The organism is Lelliottia sp. 489 (genome assembly GCF_050435885.1).
Taxonomy (GTDB): domain Bacteria; phylum Pseudomonadota; class Gammaproteobacteria; order Enterobacterales; family Enterobacteriaceae; genus Enterobacter; species Enterobacter nimipressuralis.
This window is the reverse complement of the sequence record NZ_JBNDLC010000001.1, coordinates 1,239,710-1,255,924: the sequence shown is the minus strand read 5'-3', so window position 1 is coordinate 1,255,924 and position 16,215 is coordinate 1,239,710. Positions and strand designations below refer to the sequence as shown.

Annotated in this window: 11 protein-coding genes; 8 read left to right on the top strand and 3 right to left on the bottom strand. The window is 55.5% G+C overall.

Annotation, left to right across the window (positions count from 1 at the left end):
* Window positions 1-29 precede the first annotated feature (29 nt).
* Window positions 30-1,382: a molecular chaperone gene (gene yegD / locus ABIE11_RS06235; protein WP_429184146.1), complete on the bottom strand. Its 1,353-nt coding sequence runs from the start codon at window positions 1,380-1,382 to the stop codon at window positions 30-32.
* Between the two features lie 132 nt (window positions 1,383-1,514).
* Here yegD and alkA point away from each other — a divergent pair, with 132 nt between their 5' ends.
* Window positions 1,515-2,387: a DNA-3-methyladenine glycosylase 2 gene (alkA, locus tag ABIE11_RS06230; protein WP_429184278.1), complete on the top strand. Its 873-nt coding sequence runs from the start codon at window positions 1,515-1,517 to the stop codon at window positions 2,385-2,387.
* On the opposite strand, the gene ABIE11_RS06225 is transcribed toward alkA, so the two are convergent.
* Window positions 2,352-5,681 (bottom strand): diguanylate cyclase, encoded by a 3,330-nt coding sequence (locus tag ABIE11_RS06225; protein ID WP_429184145.1) that lies wholly within the window; start codon window positions 5,679-5,681, stop codon window positions 2,352-2,354. The genes alkA and ABIE11_RS06225 overlap by 36 nt on opposite strands.
* Before the next feature lie 342 nt (window positions 5,682-6,023).
* Here ABIE11_RS06225 and udk point away from each other — a divergent pair, with 342 nt between their 5' ends.
* The 3 genes from udk (at window position 6,024) to asmA (ending at window position 9,208) form a co-directional block, all read left to right on the top strand.
* Window positions 6,024-6,665 (top strand): uridine kinase, encoded by a 642-nt coding sequence (gene udk / locus ABIE11_RS06220; protein WP_100779601.1) that lies wholly within the window; start codon window positions 6,024-6,026, stop codon window positions 6,663-6,665.
* A gap of 91 nt (window positions 6,666-6,756) precedes the next feature.
* Window positions 6,757-7,338, top strand: coding sequence for a dCTP deaminase (gene dcd / locus ABIE11_RS06215; protein WP_100779602.1), 582 nt, complete (start codon window positions 6,757-6,759; stop codon window positions 7,336-7,338).
* A 22-nt stretch (window positions 7,339-7,360) separates the two neighbouring features.
* Window positions 7,361-9,208: an outer membrane assembly protein AsmA gene (asmA, locus tag ABIE11_RS06210; RefSeq protein WP_429184144.1), complete on the top strand. Its 1,848-nt coding sequence runs from the start codon at window positions 7,361-7,363 to the stop codon at window positions 9,206-9,208.
* A 47-nt stretch (window positions 9,209-9,255) separates the two neighbouring features.
* On the opposite strand, the gene ABIE11_RS06205 is transcribed toward asmA, so the two are convergent.
* Window positions 9,256-10,839, bottom strand: coding sequence for a TerC family protein (locus ABIE11_RS06205; protein WP_100779604.1), 1,584 nt, complete (start codon window positions 10,837-10,839; stop codon window positions 9,256-9,258).
* A gap of 694 nt (window positions 10,840-11,533) precedes the next feature.
* Between ABIE11_RS06205 and ABIE11_RS06200 the strand changes: the two genes are divergently transcribed.
* From ABIE11_RS06200 to wcaA, 4 genes are all read left to right on the top strand, one after another.
* Window positions 11,534-12,673, top strand: coding sequence for a polysaccharide export protein (locus tag ABIE11_RS06200; RefSeq protein ID WP_100779605.1), 1,140 nt, complete (start codon window positions 11,534-11,536; stop codon window positions 12,671-12,673).
* A gap of 6 nt (window positions 12,674-12,679) precedes the next feature.
* Window positions 12,680-13,123 (top strand): low molecular weight protein-tyrosine-phosphatase Wzb, encoded by a 444-nt coding sequence (gene wzb, locus ABIE11_RS06195; protein WP_100779606.1) that lies wholly within the window; start codon window positions 12,680-12,682, stop codon window positions 13,121-13,123.
* A 2-nt stretch (window positions 13,124-13,125) separates the two neighbouring features.
* Window positions 13,126-15,288: a tyrosine-protein kinase Wzc gene (wzc, locus tag ABIE11_RS06190; RefSeq protein ID WP_100779607.1), complete on the top strand. Its 2,163-nt coding sequence runs from the start codon at window positions 13,126-13,128 to the stop codon at window positions 15,286-15,288.
* 83 nt (window positions 15,289-15,371) lie between these two features.
* Window positions 15,372-16,214 carry a colanic acid biosynthesis glycosyltransferase WcaA gene (gene wcaA, locus ABIE11_RS06185; RefSeq protein ID WP_100779608.1) on the top strand — a complete coding sequence of 281 codons (843 nt, stop codon included), beginning with the start codon at window positions 15,372-15,374 and terminating at the stop codon, window positions 16,212-16,214.
* Window position 16,215 lies beyond the last annotated feature (1 nt).

The window sequence follows — 16,215 nt, the reverse complement described above, 5'->3', positions numbered from 1 at the left end:
GCATCAACCCACACAGACCCCGACAAATATCAGCTGAACATCACCTTCGCCCAGCGTGCCAGCCCGGCGGTGACGGAGCCAAAATCATCGCCACCGGCAATCGGAATGCCCGGCAACTGTTCTGCCAGCGCTTTCTTGATCAGTGGTGAACGTGCGCTACCGCCCGTCAGATAGATCACATCCGGCTTCTCGTGACCGTTTTCCAGCGCCAGTTGGACCTGCTCCAGAATGCGCTGCAGCGGCTGCGACAGCGCTGTCTCAAGCCCATGCTGAGAAATGGCGGTCGCCAGTTCATTGCTGATAAACGGCAGAGTGACGGCGTGCTCGGTCGCATCGGAGAGGGCAATTTTGCTCTCTTCCGCACTGCGCACAACACGGTAGCTCAGACGTTGACGCCAGACTTTATGCAGCAGGGCCACTTTGTCGCCGTCCTGGGCGTCACGCACCAGGTCGTTCAGGAAGCGTCCGTTAGCTGTACTGTAGAAATCGCTCTGCGCCGGAACGTCGTTAATCGCGACGGCATTCCACCACGGCAGAATCGGCAGGGCGGTCCCTTTTTCCGTTTGCCCGCCCATACCGAGTAGCGGCATCAGGCTTTTAAATGCCAAGGCGATATCCAGATCGTTACCGCCTACGCGGCAACCGCTGTGCCCTAACAGGCTGTTTTCGCGGTCGCGGCGCTGGTGCCATTGTGGCCCCATCAGCAGCAGGGAGCAGTCAGTAGTCCCCCCACCGATATCCACCACCAGCACACGTTTCTCTTCGCGCAGCGTCGCTTCAAAATCCAGACCCGCAGCGACCGGCTCATACTGAAACACAACGTCGCGGAAACCGGCGCGATAGGCCGCGCGCTCAAGAATACCCTGCGCCTGCTGGTTGGCTTCATCGCCGCCCAGCCCCTGGAAGTTAATCGGGCGGCCAATGACGGCCTGGGTGATCGCGTCCGACACCTGCGTCTGCGCCTGATTGCGAATGTGCAGCATCATCGCGCACACCAGATCTTCAAACAGGGCTACCTGCTGCGGCTTAAGCCCGCTGGCACCGAGGAAGGATTTGGGGGATTTAACGAAGTAAACTTCTTCCGGATCTTCAATGTACTGCGCCAGAGAGGACAAGCCGAACTGTACGCTGGACGGCGTGACGTCGATATCTTCGTCGCGGTTGAAATTCACGGCACGACGCAGTAACGCCTGCGTCTCTGTGGCAGTCGCCGGAACCTGATGGTGGCGATACAGCCATTCGCTCACGGCTTCGCGCGTCGGCGCACACAGCATCGACGGCAGCAGCGAGCTCTCTTTTTCCATTTTCAGCAGACGTGGCGTGTTGTCATCCATCACCGCCACAGAGCAGTTTGCCGTACCGTAGTCAAAACCAATAAACACTGACGTAATCCCCATGCCGTTGAGAAGGGGCGAGACTTTAGCGAAATGTCTCGCTCACGACAACAGGAATATGAAAGCAAGGCACGCCGCGTAAGGTCGGGTTATGCTGTGAAGACAACAAAAGGAGCGATGATGTACACCCTGAACTGGCAACCCCCCTACGACTGGCAATGGATGTTTGGCTTTCTTGGCGCGCGTGCGGTCGTGGGCGTGGAGACCGTGACGGATACCTATTACGAGCGCAGTTTCACCTGCGACGGCCATCAGGGGCTGTTTCGGGTCACGCCATCGCTGGCGGATTGCACCCTGCAGGTCACGCTCAGTGAAGGGCTGGTGCCGGTCGCGCAGAACTGCCTGGCGCGTATCGAACGCCTGTTCGATCTCTCCTGCAATCCGCAGCACATCGCTGCTACGCTGGGTGAGCTGGGCGCAGCACGTCCAGGATTACGCCTGCCGGGGGCGATGGATGCGTACGAACAGGGTGTGCGGGCGATTCTAGGGCAGCTGGTGAGCGTGTCGATGGCGGCGAAACTCGCGGCGCGCGTGGTCGCGCTGTGCGGCGAACCGCTGAAGGGATTCCCGGATTACACCTGCTTTCCGACCCCGGCGGCACTGGCTGCTGCCGATCCGCTGGCGCTCAAGGCGCTGGGGATGCCGGTGAAACGCGCGGAGTCGCTGATTCACCTTGCGCAGTCGGTCGTTGACGGCACTTTTCCGCTCCAGCCGCCGGAAGATATTGAGAGCGGAATGAAGGCGCTTCAGGCGCGGCCCGGGATCGGGCGCTGGACGGCTAACTACTTAGCCCTGCGCGGCTGGCAGGCGAAAGATGTGTTCTTGCCGGATGACTATCTGATCAAACAGCGCTTCGCCGGCATGACGCCGGCACAGATCCGCAAGTATGCGCTGCGCTGGCAGCCGTGGCGGTCTTATGCGCTGCTCCATATCTGGTATACGGAAAACTGGGCACCCTCAGTTGATAGCGAAATAACTGGTGTTGAGCAGTAGCTCCAGCGGCTGCGGTTCGGCAATGGAATCGCCATAGATGAAGTCGATGCCAATGCCGGAAAGGGTATCCATCATCAGCGGCTGATTGCTCGGCCCGGCAATGGTTTTCATCCCCAGCCGCTGGGCGTGGCCCTGGATAATGGTCACCATCATTTCGTCCATCAGATTGCCGTGGACGTTAGTCACCAGCTCCGGGTCCAGCAGCAGGTAATCCGCCATGTGGGCGCTGAGGTGGTTAAAGATGTCCATATCGCGCCCGACCTGGCTCAAAATAATGCGGCAGCCGGCCTGACGCAGTTTTTGCAGCCCGTCCTGAATCGTCGCATCCTGGTTTTGCAGGGTTTCGACCGGGATCACCAGATGCAGCAGGCGCCCTGGCAGTGGGCTTTTCTCTAGCAAATCGAGCAGTTCATTCACCAGCGTCGAGCTGGTCATCCCTTCCGGTGAGAGCGGCAGCGCCACACCCATCCCTTTATTCGCTACCTGAACGGCAAAGGCGCGGAAAAATTCCTGGAAAATACGACGATCGAGGGCGTGCAGCAGATCCGGCTCTGCCAGCCCCGAGCGGAACGCGTGTTCTTCGAGCACTTCGCCCTGACTGGTCCACAGCCGCAGGGAGATCAGCCAGAAGTTGCTGCTCTCCGGAATGCGCGGCGACGCGACGCTGCGGCCAATCATCAGCAGATGGTTGTCTTTGATCATGTGCCATTGCTCATCCAGCGACATCATGCTGCGCGCGCTGTGAATTCTCTCCTGCTGCGGTTCGTACACCGTTACCACGCCGCGACCGTTGTTTTTCGAGGCGTAGCAGGCGATATCGGCCTGAGACATGACTTCTGCGGCCAGGCTGTTGGTGTCGTCAATCAGCGTGATCCCGGCGCTGGCACCGATGCGGTGCAGGCGACCTTCCCACATGAAGTGGTAATCGTTGATGGCATGAATAATTCGACTCGCGATATAGCGTGCGCTCTCAACGTTACAGTCCGGCAGCAGCAGGCCAAATTCATCGCCGCCCAGTCGCGCCAGCACGTCGCTTGAGCGCAGCATACTCAGCATCAGAGACGACAGTTCGCGCAGCAGGGCGTCGCCTGCCGCGTGGCCTGCGGTGTCGTTCACCGCTTTGAAGCGGTCGAGATCGATAAAGACCAGCGCGTGGCGCTGATGGGTGTCATGCACGGTTTGCAGCAGACGCTTGAGATGGTTTTCAAAGCTGACGCGGTTCGCCAGATGGGTGAGGGCGTCGTGAGAGGCGCTGTAGCTTAGCTGACGCAGCATTTTGCGCGACTCGGTGACGTCCTGAATGACCAGCACCGAGCCGATATTCTGCCCGTCAAGGGTGCTCAGCGGCGTGATGCTGTAGTGAATATCGAAGCTGCCGCTATTGCGGCTGTGCAGGACCACATCCTGATTAATGTCAGAACGCGACATATCGCCGCTGTGAATATTTTCCATCGGCGGGCCGTTCTCGCCGAAGGTAATGTGCAGCACGTTGAGGATGGGCTGTCCCATCGCTTCCTGCTGCGTCCAGCCGCTCATTTTCTCCGCGACCGGGTTCATAAAGGTGACGTGCATATCGATATCGGTACACAGTACCGCCTCGCCGATAGAGTCGAGGGTGATATGCAGACGCTCTTTTTCCTGGAACAGGGCTTCGTTAAGTTCTTTAACTTCGGTCATGTCCATATTGATGCCCAGCAGGCGTTCGACTTCGCCCTGCTTGTTGAGCACCCGATTCGCCAGCGAGCGGATATGACGTACACCCTCTTTGACGCGTATGCGGAATTCGAGCTTAAACGGCACGCGCGCCATCAGGGCATCGCGGATCACCTGTTCGGCATGCTCGCGATCCTCCGGAAGCATGCTCTCGTGCCACAGCTGCCAGGTCGGTTTGATATGCGACGGGATCTCGTACATCTCGAACATACGTTTGTCCCAGCTGATCACATCCGGCTGTAAATCCCACTCCCAGATACCGATGCCGCCCGCTTCGTTCGCCAGCGTAATACGCTCCATCAGGCGCTTATTGACCCACTCGGTGTGCTTGAGGTCGTTGATATCTTCGATTTGCGCGATGAAATAGAGCGGGGAGCCGTCCGTATGACGCACCACGGAGACCGTCAGCAGCGCCCAGACCACCTCGCCGTTGCGGGTGTAGTAGCGCTTTTCCATTGAATAGCTGTTGATGTCGCCACGTACCAGATCTTCCAGGCTTTTCAGGTCGGAATTTAAATCTTCCGGCCAGGTCAATTGCTGGAAAGTCAGGGCCTGCAGCTCAGGCTGAGAGTAGCCAAGGAACTGGCACAGCGCCTTGTTTGCCTGCAGCCACTGCCCTTCAATGCCCACCAGCGCCATGCCGATGGCGGAATACTCCATCGCATTACGAAAGCGTTCTTCACTCTCCGTGATGTGCTTGCGCTCGGCGCGAAAGGCGTACATCACCATGGTCATCACGTTCGCCGGCAGGAGCATCATCAGGAAGGGCAGCCAGGGAGCGTTGAGCATCACGTCGGTATTCTGGGGCGTGAGCAGCGCCGGTTTGGTCGCAATCATCAGCGACACCATCATCACCGTCACCAGAAAGACGAGGAACGCCTCCATGCGCGGCAGACGCACCGCGCTCCACATCAGTAACACAATTACGCAGGTAAACGGCCAGGGCAGGAAAGTGATCGACACCCAGCACAGCACCAGCGTGACCGCCATAGTGAGCAGGGTTTCCAGCAGCAGTTTCGGGTTACGGTGGCGCAGTAAATAGTGCGGTTTAAACAGCAGACCGAGTGGGACCAGCGCCAGCGCGCCAATAGATTCTGAAAGCACCCACACAAAAAAGTTACGCAGCGGCTCGGCGCTGGGGACCAGCAGCCAGGCCAGAACGCCGCCTAACAGCGGCGGTACAACGGCGCTGCCTATCGCCAGACGAATCCAGTCGCTAAGATTTTTAAGCGGGTTATACCAGGGCAATAATTTACGCAGCAGCAGCGCGCCGACGCACGCTTCGATCACGTTGATGGCCGTGTACCAGAAACTGAGGGTTTCCCAGGAAAACAGCATCCACGAGGCAAGAATGTTACCAAACGAGCATGCGAGGGCGATTCCCGGCCACATCTTCCCTGCGTGGCGGTAGAAGGCGACCATCATGATCGATGTCGGGAACCATAACGGTGCCAGTAAAGTACCGAAACGCGTCAGCTCGAGCGAGAAAAGGGTGAAGATGAAGGTCACCAGACCAAGACTGACAAGCCGTAGTAAAGGATGTGGGGTAGTCACCAAAACATGCTGGTATTGTTTATTCATTACCGCTTTATCCAGAGACGCCATGCTGCCAGGAACAAGGTCCGCACGAATGAGAATTTTAATTTGGATTATGCTAGTACAAACAATTTACAATTCATATGCCGACTGCTCATAATTTGTCATCATAGAGTTATTAAATACTTAGTCTGCAGAAATTTCAGGTTTAACGCGTTAAAAATGACCGTTAAAATTTCGGTCAGGGCGAAAAGAGGGATTTGGAATGACTCTCGCATTACCTGCCCTTTCCACTAGTATCAGGCACGCGAAATCCCTATAATTGCCGCGTTTGACGCTCAGGCGTCGTCCTTCCTTTACATCCAGGTTAATCAGGTCGCTAAATTTATGACTGATAAGTCTCATCAGTGCGTCATCATAGGCATCGCCGGCGCATCAGCTTCAGGTAAAAGTCTTATTGCCAGTACGCTTTATCGCGAACTGCGCGAACAAGTTGGTGATGAGCACATCGGCGTCATTCCCGAAGACAGCTACTATAAAGATCAATCCCATCTGTCGATGGAAGAACGCGTAAAAACGAATTACGACCATCCTAATGCCATGGATCACAGCCTGCTGTTCCAGCATTTGCAAATGATCAAAAGCGGCACGCCTATCGATCTGCCGGTCTATAGCTATGTCGACCACACGCGTACGCAAGAAACGATTCACATTGAACCGAAAAAGGTCATCATTCTGGAAGGCATCCTGCTGCTGACCGATGCGCGCTTGCGCGAAGCGATGAACTTCTCGATTTTCGTCGACACGCCGCTGGACATCTGTCTGATGCGTCGTATCAAGCGCGACGTGAACGAGCGTGGTCGTTCGATGGACTCTGTGATGGCGCAGTATCAGAAAACCGTACGTCCGATGTTCCTGCAGTTTATCGAACCGTCCAAACAGTACGCTGATATCATTGTGCCGCGCGGGGGTAAAAACCGCATTGCTATCGATATCCTGAAAGCGAAAATTAGCCAGTTTTTTGAATAATACGCCCGAATTGTGTACCGTTCAGAGATAATCGGGTTTGCCCTGAAGCCAGTGCGGTTTCAGGGTTTGATGCACGAAAGGAGAAAGTGTCATGCGTCTTTGTGACCGAGATATAGAAGCCTGGCTGGATGAAGGGCGTCTGTCTATCACCCCGCGTCCGCCAGTAGAACGCATTAACGGTGTCACCGTTGATGTGCGTTTGGGCAATAAATTCCGTACTTTCAGCGGCCACACCGCACCTTTTATTGATTTGAGCGGACCGAAAGACGAAGTCAGCGCCGCGCTCGATCGCGTCATGAGCGATGAAATTGTGCTGGCGGAAGGCGACGCTTTCTATCTGCACCCGGGCGAACTTGCGCTGGCGGTGACCTATGAATCCGTGACGCTGCCTGCCGATCTGGTCGGCTGGCTCGATGGCCGCTCGTCTCTGGCGCGTCTGGGGCTGATGGTGCACGTCACCGCGCACCGTATCGATCCCGGCTGGTCTGGCCGTATCGTGCTTGAGTTCTTTAATGCCGGTAAATTACCGCTGGCGTTGCGCCCAGGCATGATGATTGGTGCGCTGAGCTTCGAGCCGCTGACCGGCCCGGCTGAGCGCCCTTACAACCGCCGTCAGGACGCGAAGTACCGCGACCAGCAGGGTGCGGTTGCCAGTCGTATTGATAAAGACTGATTTAGGCTTCATCGAGGATGCCATGAGAAGAGTTCTTACAACGCTGATGATTTTGCTGGTGGTGCTGGTTGCTGGCCTTTCAGCGTTGGTTCTGCTGGTTAACCCCAATGATTTCCGCGCCTACATGGTCCGCCAGGTCGAAGCACGAAGCGGGTATGAACTGAAGCTGGATGGGCCTCTTCGCTGGCACGTCTGGCCGCAGCTCAGCATTCTGTCTGGCCGCATGTCACTGACTGCTCCGGGCGCCGCTTTGCCGGTGGTCTCTGCCGACAATATGCGTCTGGACGTCGCCTTAATGCCGCTGCTTTCGCACCAGCTACAGGTGCGTCAGGTGATGCTGAAAGGTGCCGTCATTCAACTGACGCCGCAAACAGAAGCCGTCCGTAAACCGGGTGAGCCTGTCGCCCCTCGCGCTAATTCACTCCCCGACGTCCCCGAAGATGCGGGCTGGTCATTTGATATCGCCAGTCTGAAAGTGGCGGACAGTGTGCTGGTCTTCCAGCATGAGGATGACGACCAGGTCACCGTGCGCAATATTAATCTGACGATGGAACAGGACCCGCATCATCTGGCGACGGTCGATTTTTCAGGTCGCATTAATCGCAATCAGCGTGACCTGACTCTGTCGCTAAATGCTCGCGTCAACGCGTCGGACTACCCGCATCAGCTCACCGCCGATATTCAACAGCTGAACTGGCAACTCGCTGGCGCCGATCTCCCGACGCAAGGGATCACCGGCCAGGGCACGCTGCAGGCGATGTGGCGTGAAGAGCAAAAACAGCTCGAGCTGAATAATCTCAACCTGCAGGCAAATGACAGTGCATTAAAAGGTCGTGCCAGCGTGCTGCTGGGCGAAGAGCCGAAATGGGTCTTTGATCTTCAGTTCGACAAGCTCAACCTGGAAAATCTGTTGCCTCCGCAGCCGGTCCCGGCGAAAGAGGGTGACGACGCTCAGGCACCCGGACTGCCGAAACAGATGCGACCGGTTATTGCGTCAAACGTCGACGCGCCAGACTACAACGGGCTGCGCAGCTTTACGGCGGATATTCTGCTTAAAGCCAACGCAGTGCGCTGGCGGGGCATCGACTTCACGAACGTCAGTAGTCAGATGCTGAACCACAACGGTTTACTGGTCATTTCCGAGCTAAGCGGTCAGATGGGGGCGGGGCATATTTCGCTGCCTGGCATGCTGGACGTGCGTAAGGATATGGCGAAGGCCGAGTTCCAGCCGCGTCTTGAGAACATCGAGATTGGCACTATCCTTAAAGCCTTCGATTACCCTATCGCGCTGACCGGTAATCTGACCATGGCGGGGGATTTCTCCGGCGATAAGATTGACGCTGACGCCTTCCGTCACAGCTGGCAGGGGCAGGCGCACGTTGACCTCGCCAACAGCCGCATGGAAGGGCTGAACTTCCAGCAGCTGGTGCAGCAGGCCGTCGAGCGCAGCAGTAATGTCAAAGCCAAAGAGAACTTCGACAGCGCGACGAAACTCGACACCTTTACCACCGATCTGACGCTGGACAACGGGCAGCTCACGCTTGATGACATGCAGGGGCAATCCTCGATGCTGGCGGTCACGGGCAAAGGCACGCTGGATCTGGTGAAAGAGACGACGGATACGCGCTTTAACGTCCGCGTGATGTCTGGCTGGGAAGGCGAAGGCCCACTGATTGATGTCCTGAAAGAGACGGCTATCCCACTCAACGTTTACGGCAGATGGCAGGAGCTGAATTACAGTCTTCAGGTTGACCAGATCCTGCGTAAACATCTGCAGGATGAAGCGAAACGCCGTCTGAATGAGTGGGCGGATAAGAATAAAGATTCGCAGAACAGCAAAGATGTGAAGAAGCTTTTAGATAAGCTCTGATCCAATCATCCCCCTCTCCTTGAACGAGAGAGGGGGATGAGAGGAGATCAAACCTCAAAATCCAAATCATCCTCCCCGCGCAGGGGTATCAGCTGCACTTTCTGCACGCGATGACTCTCCACCTGCAGCGTCTTCAGCACATATTCCCCTACCTGAACCTCTTCACCCGGCTGCGGAATGCGCTGTAAGTATTCCATCAGCAGACCGGCGATCGTGTGGTATTCGCGCTTCTCATCCAGCGGCAATGGAACGTACTGCACCAGATCTTCCAGCGGCATATGACCGTTGGCAGTCCAGGACCCATCGGCATTTTTCTGGATGTCGTGGCGGGCGTCGATCTCATCCACTTCGTTAGGCAAATTACCGGCGATGGTTTCCATCACGTCGCTCAGCGTCACCAGACCTTCAACGGAGCCAAACTCATCGACCACAAAGGCAAAGTGGGTGCGCGCGTTGCGGAACTGTTCCAGTGCCGAAAGCAGCGGCAGGGTTTCCGGGAACACCAGCGGCTGGCGGATCAGCGCTCGTAAATCCAGTGGCTCACCGCGCAGGGACTGCTGGAGCAGGTCAATGACGTGCACCACCCCAAGCAGACCTTCCTCATCATCACCCCCGGTCACCACCACGCGGGTGTGCTGGTTTTTATCCAGCAGGGCGCGGATCTGCGCTTCCGGCGAATTCAGGTCGATATGTTCGATATCGTGGCGCGACGTCATGATGCTGCTGACCGAGCGCTGGTTAAGATTGAGCACGCGCTCAATCATCCGCCGTTCCTGGGGGTTAAAGATCTGGCTGTCGTCGTGATCGGCAAGCAGTGACGCTGACTCTGCATCCAGCTCGGCGTCCTCTTTCTTACCGCTGAGCAGGCGCAGAACGGTCTCCGCCGTGCGCTGACGCAAGGTCTGATTGGCAGAGAGAAAACGGCGGCGGTTGAAAATCGCCAGCTGGTTCAGGGATTCAATAATCACCGAGAAACCGATCGCCGCGTACAGATAGCCTTTTGGAATATGGAAGCCAAAGCCGTCTGCGACCAGGCTAAAGCCGATCATCAGCAGGAAGCTCAGACACAAAATCACAATCGTTGGATGGCTGTTCACAAAGCGCGTCAGGGCCTTGCTCGCCATCACCATCAGCGTGATGGCAATAATCACCGCCGCCATCATGACGGGCAGATGATCGACCATCCCCACGGCGGTAATCACGGAATCCAGCGAGAAGACCGCGTCCAGCACCACGATTTGCGCGACCACGGGCCAGAACTTCGCCCCTCGACGCTGGGTGGGGTTCTCGCTGTCTTTCCCTTCGAGCCGTTCGTTCAGCTCAACGGTGGCTTTGAACAGCAGGAACAGGCCGCCAAACAGCATGATCACGTCACGGGCGCTAAAGCTCAGGCCGTGGAACGAGAAGAGGGGAGTGGTCAGGGTGACCAGCCAGGATATCGAAGCCAGTAACAGCAAACGCATCACCATCGCCAACAGCAAACCGGTAACGCGTGCGCGGTCGCGCTGCGCCGGGGGCAATTTTTCGGCGAGGATGGCAATAAAGACCAGGTTATCGATGCCAAGCACTAATTCGATGACGACCAGCGTCACCAGCCCGGCCCAGATTGATGGATCGGCAATCCATTCCATAGTAATAGCAGTACCTCTGAAGATATGACATTTGTCACACTTCGATCATGGATAAAGCTGGCTAAAATTGCAATGACTGCTTGAGATTTCTCTTAATGAAAGCGCGGCAAATAGCCACGGCGAATAACCCTGTTATTTCTATATGAAAGTGAAATTATCCGGTTAGGTGGATAATTAGGAAATATCGCATGAAATGTTTTATGTCCGTATTTTGTCAATATAAAGAAATTCCTAAAACCATAAAACTTTGCGCTTAATATTATTCTTAAAAACCAATAATAGGACAGTTGTCTCCTTGCCTGCTATTAGGTTAGCTGCAACAATTCTCCAGGCATCAAATGTTAAATCTTCTTGCTGCTATTTATGTAACGGTCTTAAGAGCGAACATTCATTACCGCTCAGGCATTGAAAATGCCGGATATATTTATCCTGCAAGACCTAATTTTAGAGGGTGTCTATCCATAATACATTGTTTCGTCAGTGGATTGGTAACTGAAAGCCAAGGGCGGTAGCGTGCCTGAAAGCGTGTGAATCAGCCTCGATTATTCTGTCAATAGCCAATGGATGAATAAGCGTTTTTTAGGATTGATGCCAGTTATATTTCTATTTTATTAACTGCATTCTGATTGCCTAATCAACCCGCGCTTATTTAAATTGCACAGGATAATTACTCTGCCAAAGTGATAAATAATCAATGATGAAATCCAAAATGAAATTGATGCCATTATTGGTGTCTGTGACCTTGATGAGTGGTTGTACGGTCTTTCCCGGCAGCAATATGTCAACAATGGGCAAGGATGTGATCAAGCAACAGGATGCTGATTTTGATCTCGACAAAATGGTGAATGTTTATCCATTAACGCCGCGTATCGTCGAACAATTACGCCCGCGTCCGAATGTTGCACAGCCGAATATGTCTCTGGATCAGGAAATTGCCTCTTATCAATACCGCGTGGGGCCGGGCGACGTTGTGAGCGTCACCGTCTGGGATCACCCGGAACTGACCACTCCCGCAGGGCAATACCGCAGCTCCAGCGACACCGGTAACTGGGTGCAGCCTGATGGCACCATGTTCTATCCCTACATCGGTAAAGTGCACGTCGTGGGGAAAACCCTCGCAGAAATTCGTAGTGATATTACCGGCCGTTTAGCGCAGTACATCGCTGACCCGCAGGTGGACGTTAATATCGCCGCATTCCGTTCGCAGAAAGCCTACGTCTCCGGCCAGGTCAATAAATCAGGCCAGCAGGCGATCACCAACGTGCCGCTGACCATTCTCGACGCCATCAACACCGCGGGCGGGTTAACGGACGCGGCCGACTGGCGCAACGTGGTGCTGACGCACAACGGCAAAGAGGAGCGCATTTCACTCCAGGCGCTGATGCAGAACGGCGATTTGAGCCAAAACCGTCTGCTCTATCCGGGCGACATTCTGTTTGTGCCGCGCAACGACGATCTGAAAGTGTTCGTGATGGGCGAAGTTAAAAAACAGAGCACCCTCAAAATGGACTTCAGCGGCATGACCCTGACCGAAGCGCTGGGGAATGCGGAAGGTCTGGATCTCACGTCGTCTAACGCCAGCGGCATCTTCGTGATCCGTCCGCTGAAAGGCGAAGGCAGTGCGAAAGGCAAGATTGCCAACATCTACCAGCTGGATATGTCCGATGCGACGTCCCTGGTGATGGCGACGGAATTCCGTCTGCAGCCATACGATGTGGTCTATGTCACTACCGCGCCAGTCACACGCTGGAACCGTCTGATCAACCAGTTGCTGCCTACCATCAGTGGCGTTCGCTACATGACGGACACGGCGCGCGACATTCATACCTGGTAACCCGCGATGTTTAACAAAATTCTGGTGGTGTGCGTGGGGAACATTTGCCGTTCCCCCACGGCTGAACGGTTGCTGAAAAATTATCAGCCCGATCTGGTGGTGGACTCCGCAGGGCTGGGGGCGCTGGTGGGGAAGGGGGCGGATGAGCGCGCAACGAGCGTGGCGAAGTCGCATAACCTCTCCCTGGACGGGCATGTGGCCCGTCAGGTCTCTGGCCGGATGTGCCGGGAGTACGATCTGATCCTCGCGATGGAAAAACGCCACATTAGTGCGCTGTGCGAAATCGCACCGGAGATGCGCGGCAAAGTGATGCTGTTTGGTCACTGGGACAGTGAGCGCGAAATTCCCGATCCGTATCGCAAGAGCCGTGAGGCATTTGAGGCGGTTTATACCTTACTAGACCAGTCTGCCCAACAGTGGGCGCAGGCACTGAAAGCTCAGCAGGGATAACAATGACAGAAAAAACAAAACCTTCTGCCGCCCCGATCTCGGGCAGTGATGAAATTGATATTGGCCGTCTGATCGGGACGGTGGTCGAGGCGCGCTGGTGGGTGCTGGGCATTACCGCGGTTTTTGCGATCGCCGCCGTGATCTACACCCTGTTTGCTACACCTATCTACAGTGCCGATGCGCTGGTGCAGATCGAGCAAAACTCCGGTAACTCACTGGTGCAGGATATCGGTTCGGCGCTGGCGAATAAGCCACCGGCGTCCGATGCGGAAATCCAGCTGATTCAGTCGCGCATGGTCCTCGGTAAAACCGTTGATGATCTCGACCTGGATATCGCCGTCAGCAAAAACACCTTCCCGGTGTTTGGTGCCGGTTGGGATCGACTGATGGGGCGTCAAAACGATACCGTTAAAGTCACCACCTTTACCCTGCCAAAAGGTTCGGCGGATCAAGTGTTCACCCTGACGGTGCTCGGCCCCAAACAGTATGAACTGACCAGCGATGCGGGCTTTAGCGCACGCGGCGAAGTAGGGCAGTTGCTGTCTAAAAACGGTGTCACCATGATGGTCAGCGCCATTCAGGCGGCCGAGGGCGGTGAATTTACCGTCAGCAAATTCTCGACGCTTGGCATGATCAACAATCTGCAAAACAACCTGACCGTCACCGAAAATGGCAAAGACACGGGCGTGCTGAGCCTGAGCTTTACCGGTGAAGATAAGGAGATGATCCGCAACGTCCTGAACAGCATTACCCGCAACTACCTTGAGCAGAACGTGGAGCGCAAGTCGGAAGAGGCGGCGAAGAGTCTCGCTTTCCTCGCGAAACAGCTGCCGGAAGTGCGTACCCGTCTGGATGACGCGGAGAACAAACTTAACGCCTATCGCCAGCAGAAAGACTCTGTCGATCTGCCGCTGGAAGCGAAATCGGTGCTCGATTCGATGGTTAACATCGATGCTCAGTTAAACGAGCTGACCTTCAAAGAAGCGGAAATCTCCAAGCTTTACACCAAACGCCACCCGGCTTACCGCACGCTGCTGGAAAAACGCCAGGCGCTGGAAGATGAGAAATCGAAACTCAACAACCGCGTCACCGCGATGCCGAAAACCCAGCAGGAAATTGTGCGTCTGACGCGCGATGTGGAGTCGGGCCAGCAGGTGTACATGCAACTGCTGAATAAACAGCAGGAGCTGAAAATCACCGAAGCCAGTACCGTCGGTGACGTGCGAATCGTTGACTCCGCTATCACCCAGCCTGGCGTGCTGAAACCGAAGAAAGCGCTGATCATTTTCGGCAGCATTATTCTCGGCCTGATGCTCTCCATCGTCGGTGTGCTGCTGCGCTCCCTGTTCAACCGCGGTATCGAAAGCCCGCAGGTCCTCGAAGAGAACGGTATCAGCGTCTATGCCAGCATTCCGCTGTCGGAATGGCAGAAGTCGCGCGATAGCGTCAAAACGGTCAAAGGGGTCAAGCGTTACAAACAGAGCCAGCTGCTGGCCGTGGGTAACCCAACGGATCTGGCGATTGAAGCGGTGCGCAGCCTGCGTACCAGCCTGCACTTCGCCATGATGCAGGCCAAAAATAACGTCCTGATGCTCACCGGGGTCAGCCCGTCGATTGGTAAAACCTTCGTGTGTGCCAACCTCGCGGCGGTAATCAGTCAGACCAACAAACGCGTGCTGCTGATCGACTGCGATATGCGCAAGGGTTACACCCACGAACTGCTTGGCACCAACAACGTCAACGGTCTGTCGGAAATTCTGCTCGGCAAAGGGGAGATCAGCCAGTGCGCCAAGCCGACCTCCATTACCAATTTTGACCTTGTGCCGCGCGGCCAGGTGCCACCGAATCCGTCCGAACTGCTGATGAGCGAACGTTTCGCACAGCTGGTGAAATGGGCGAGTGAACACTACGACCTGGTGCTGATTGATACACCGCCAATTCTGGCCGTAACAGACGCCGCGATTGTGGGCCGCCACGCCGGGACCACCCTGATGGTGGCGCGCTATGCGGTGAACACCCTGAAAGAGGTGGAAACCAGCCTGAGTCGCTTCGAGCAGAACGGCATCGAAGTGAAAGGGGTGATTCTGAACTCCATCTTCCGCCGCGCAACCGGGTACCAGGATTACGGGTATTACGAGTACGAATATAAGTCTGACAGTAAATAATCGTTTTCCCTCACCCTAACCTTAATTCCCTCTTCCAGTGGGAGAGGGCAGGGGTGAGGGCAACAAGCCATCCGGGGAATAAAATGACAACACCACGCCCTTTGATCTCCATCTATATGCCAACCTGGAATCGTCAGCAGCTGGCGATCCGCGCGATTAAATCGGTTTTACGTCAGGACTACGACCACTGGGAATTGATCATCGTGGATGATTGCTCGTCATCCTTCGAGCAGTTGCAAAAATTTGTCACCGAGCTGAACGACCCGCGTGTGATGTATACCCACAACGCCATCAACTCCGGGGCGTGCGCGGTGCGCAACCAGGCGATTTTGCAGGCGAAAGGGGAGTTCCTGACCGGAATCGATGACGACGACGAGTGGACGCCCAACCGTCTGTCGACCTTTCTGGCGCATAAACATCAGCTGGTCACCCACGCGTTTCTGTATGCCAACGACTATGTCTGCCAGGGCGAAGTTTACTCCCAGCCCGCCAGCCTGCCGCTGTACCCGAAATCACCGTACTCGCGCCGTCTGTTTTACAAACGCAATATCATCGGTAACCAGGTCTTTACCTGGGCATGGCGCTTCAAAGAGTGCCTGTTCGATACGGAACTGAAAGCGGCGCAGGACTACGACATTTTCCTGCGCATGGTGGTGGAGTATGGCGAACCCTGGAAAGTGGATGACGCCACGCAAATTCTGCACATCAATCACGGTGAAATGCAGATCACCTCATCACCGAAAAAATTCTCCGGCTACTTCCACTTTTATCGCAAGCACAAGGACAAGTTCGACCGTGCCAGCCGTAAATATCAGCTGTTTACCCTCTATCAGATCCGCAATAAGCGTATGAACTGGCGCACGCTGCTGACGCTCTTTTCCGTGCGAAACACCAAGCGTCTGGCCGACGGGCTGCGGGGGAAATAAT

Coding starts and splice junctions, on each gene's coding strand:
- alkA (WP_429184278.1), top strand. CDS start 1,515: ATGTACACCCTGAACTGGCAACCCCCCTACGACTGGCAATGGATGTTT.
- ABIE11_RS06225 (WP_429184145.1), bottom strand. CDS start 5,681: ATGAATAAACAATACCAGCATGTTTTGGTGACTACCCCACATCCTTTA.
- udk (WP_100779601.1), top strand. CDS start 6,024: ATGACTGATAAGTCTCATCAGTGCGTCATCATAGGCATCGCCGGCGCA.
- dcd (WP_100779602.1), top strand. CDS start 6,757: ATGCGTCTTTGTGACCGAGATATAGAAGCCTGGCTGGATGAAGGGCGT.
- asmA (WP_429184144.1), top strand. CDS start 7,361: ATGAGAAGAGTTCTTACAACGCTGATGATTTTGCTGGTGGTGCTGGTT.
- ABIE11_RS06205 (WP_100779604.1), bottom strand. CDS start 10,839: ATGGAATGGATTGCCGATCCATCAATCTGGGCCGGGCTGGTGACGCTG.
- ABIE11_RS06200 (WP_100779605.1), top strand. CDS start 11,534: ATGATGAAATCCAAAATGAAATTGATGCCATTATTGGTGTCTGTGACC.
- wzb (WP_100779606.1), top strand. CDS start 12,680: ATGTTTAACAAAATTCTGGTGGTGTGCGTGGGGAACATTTGCCGTTCC.
- wzc (WP_100779607.1), top strand. CDS start 13,126: ATGACAGAAAAAACAAAACCTTCTGCCGCCCCGATCTCGGGCAGTGAT.
- wcaA (WP_100779608.1), top strand. CDS start 15,372: ATGACAACACCACGCCCTTTGATCTCCATCTATATGCCAACCTGGAAT.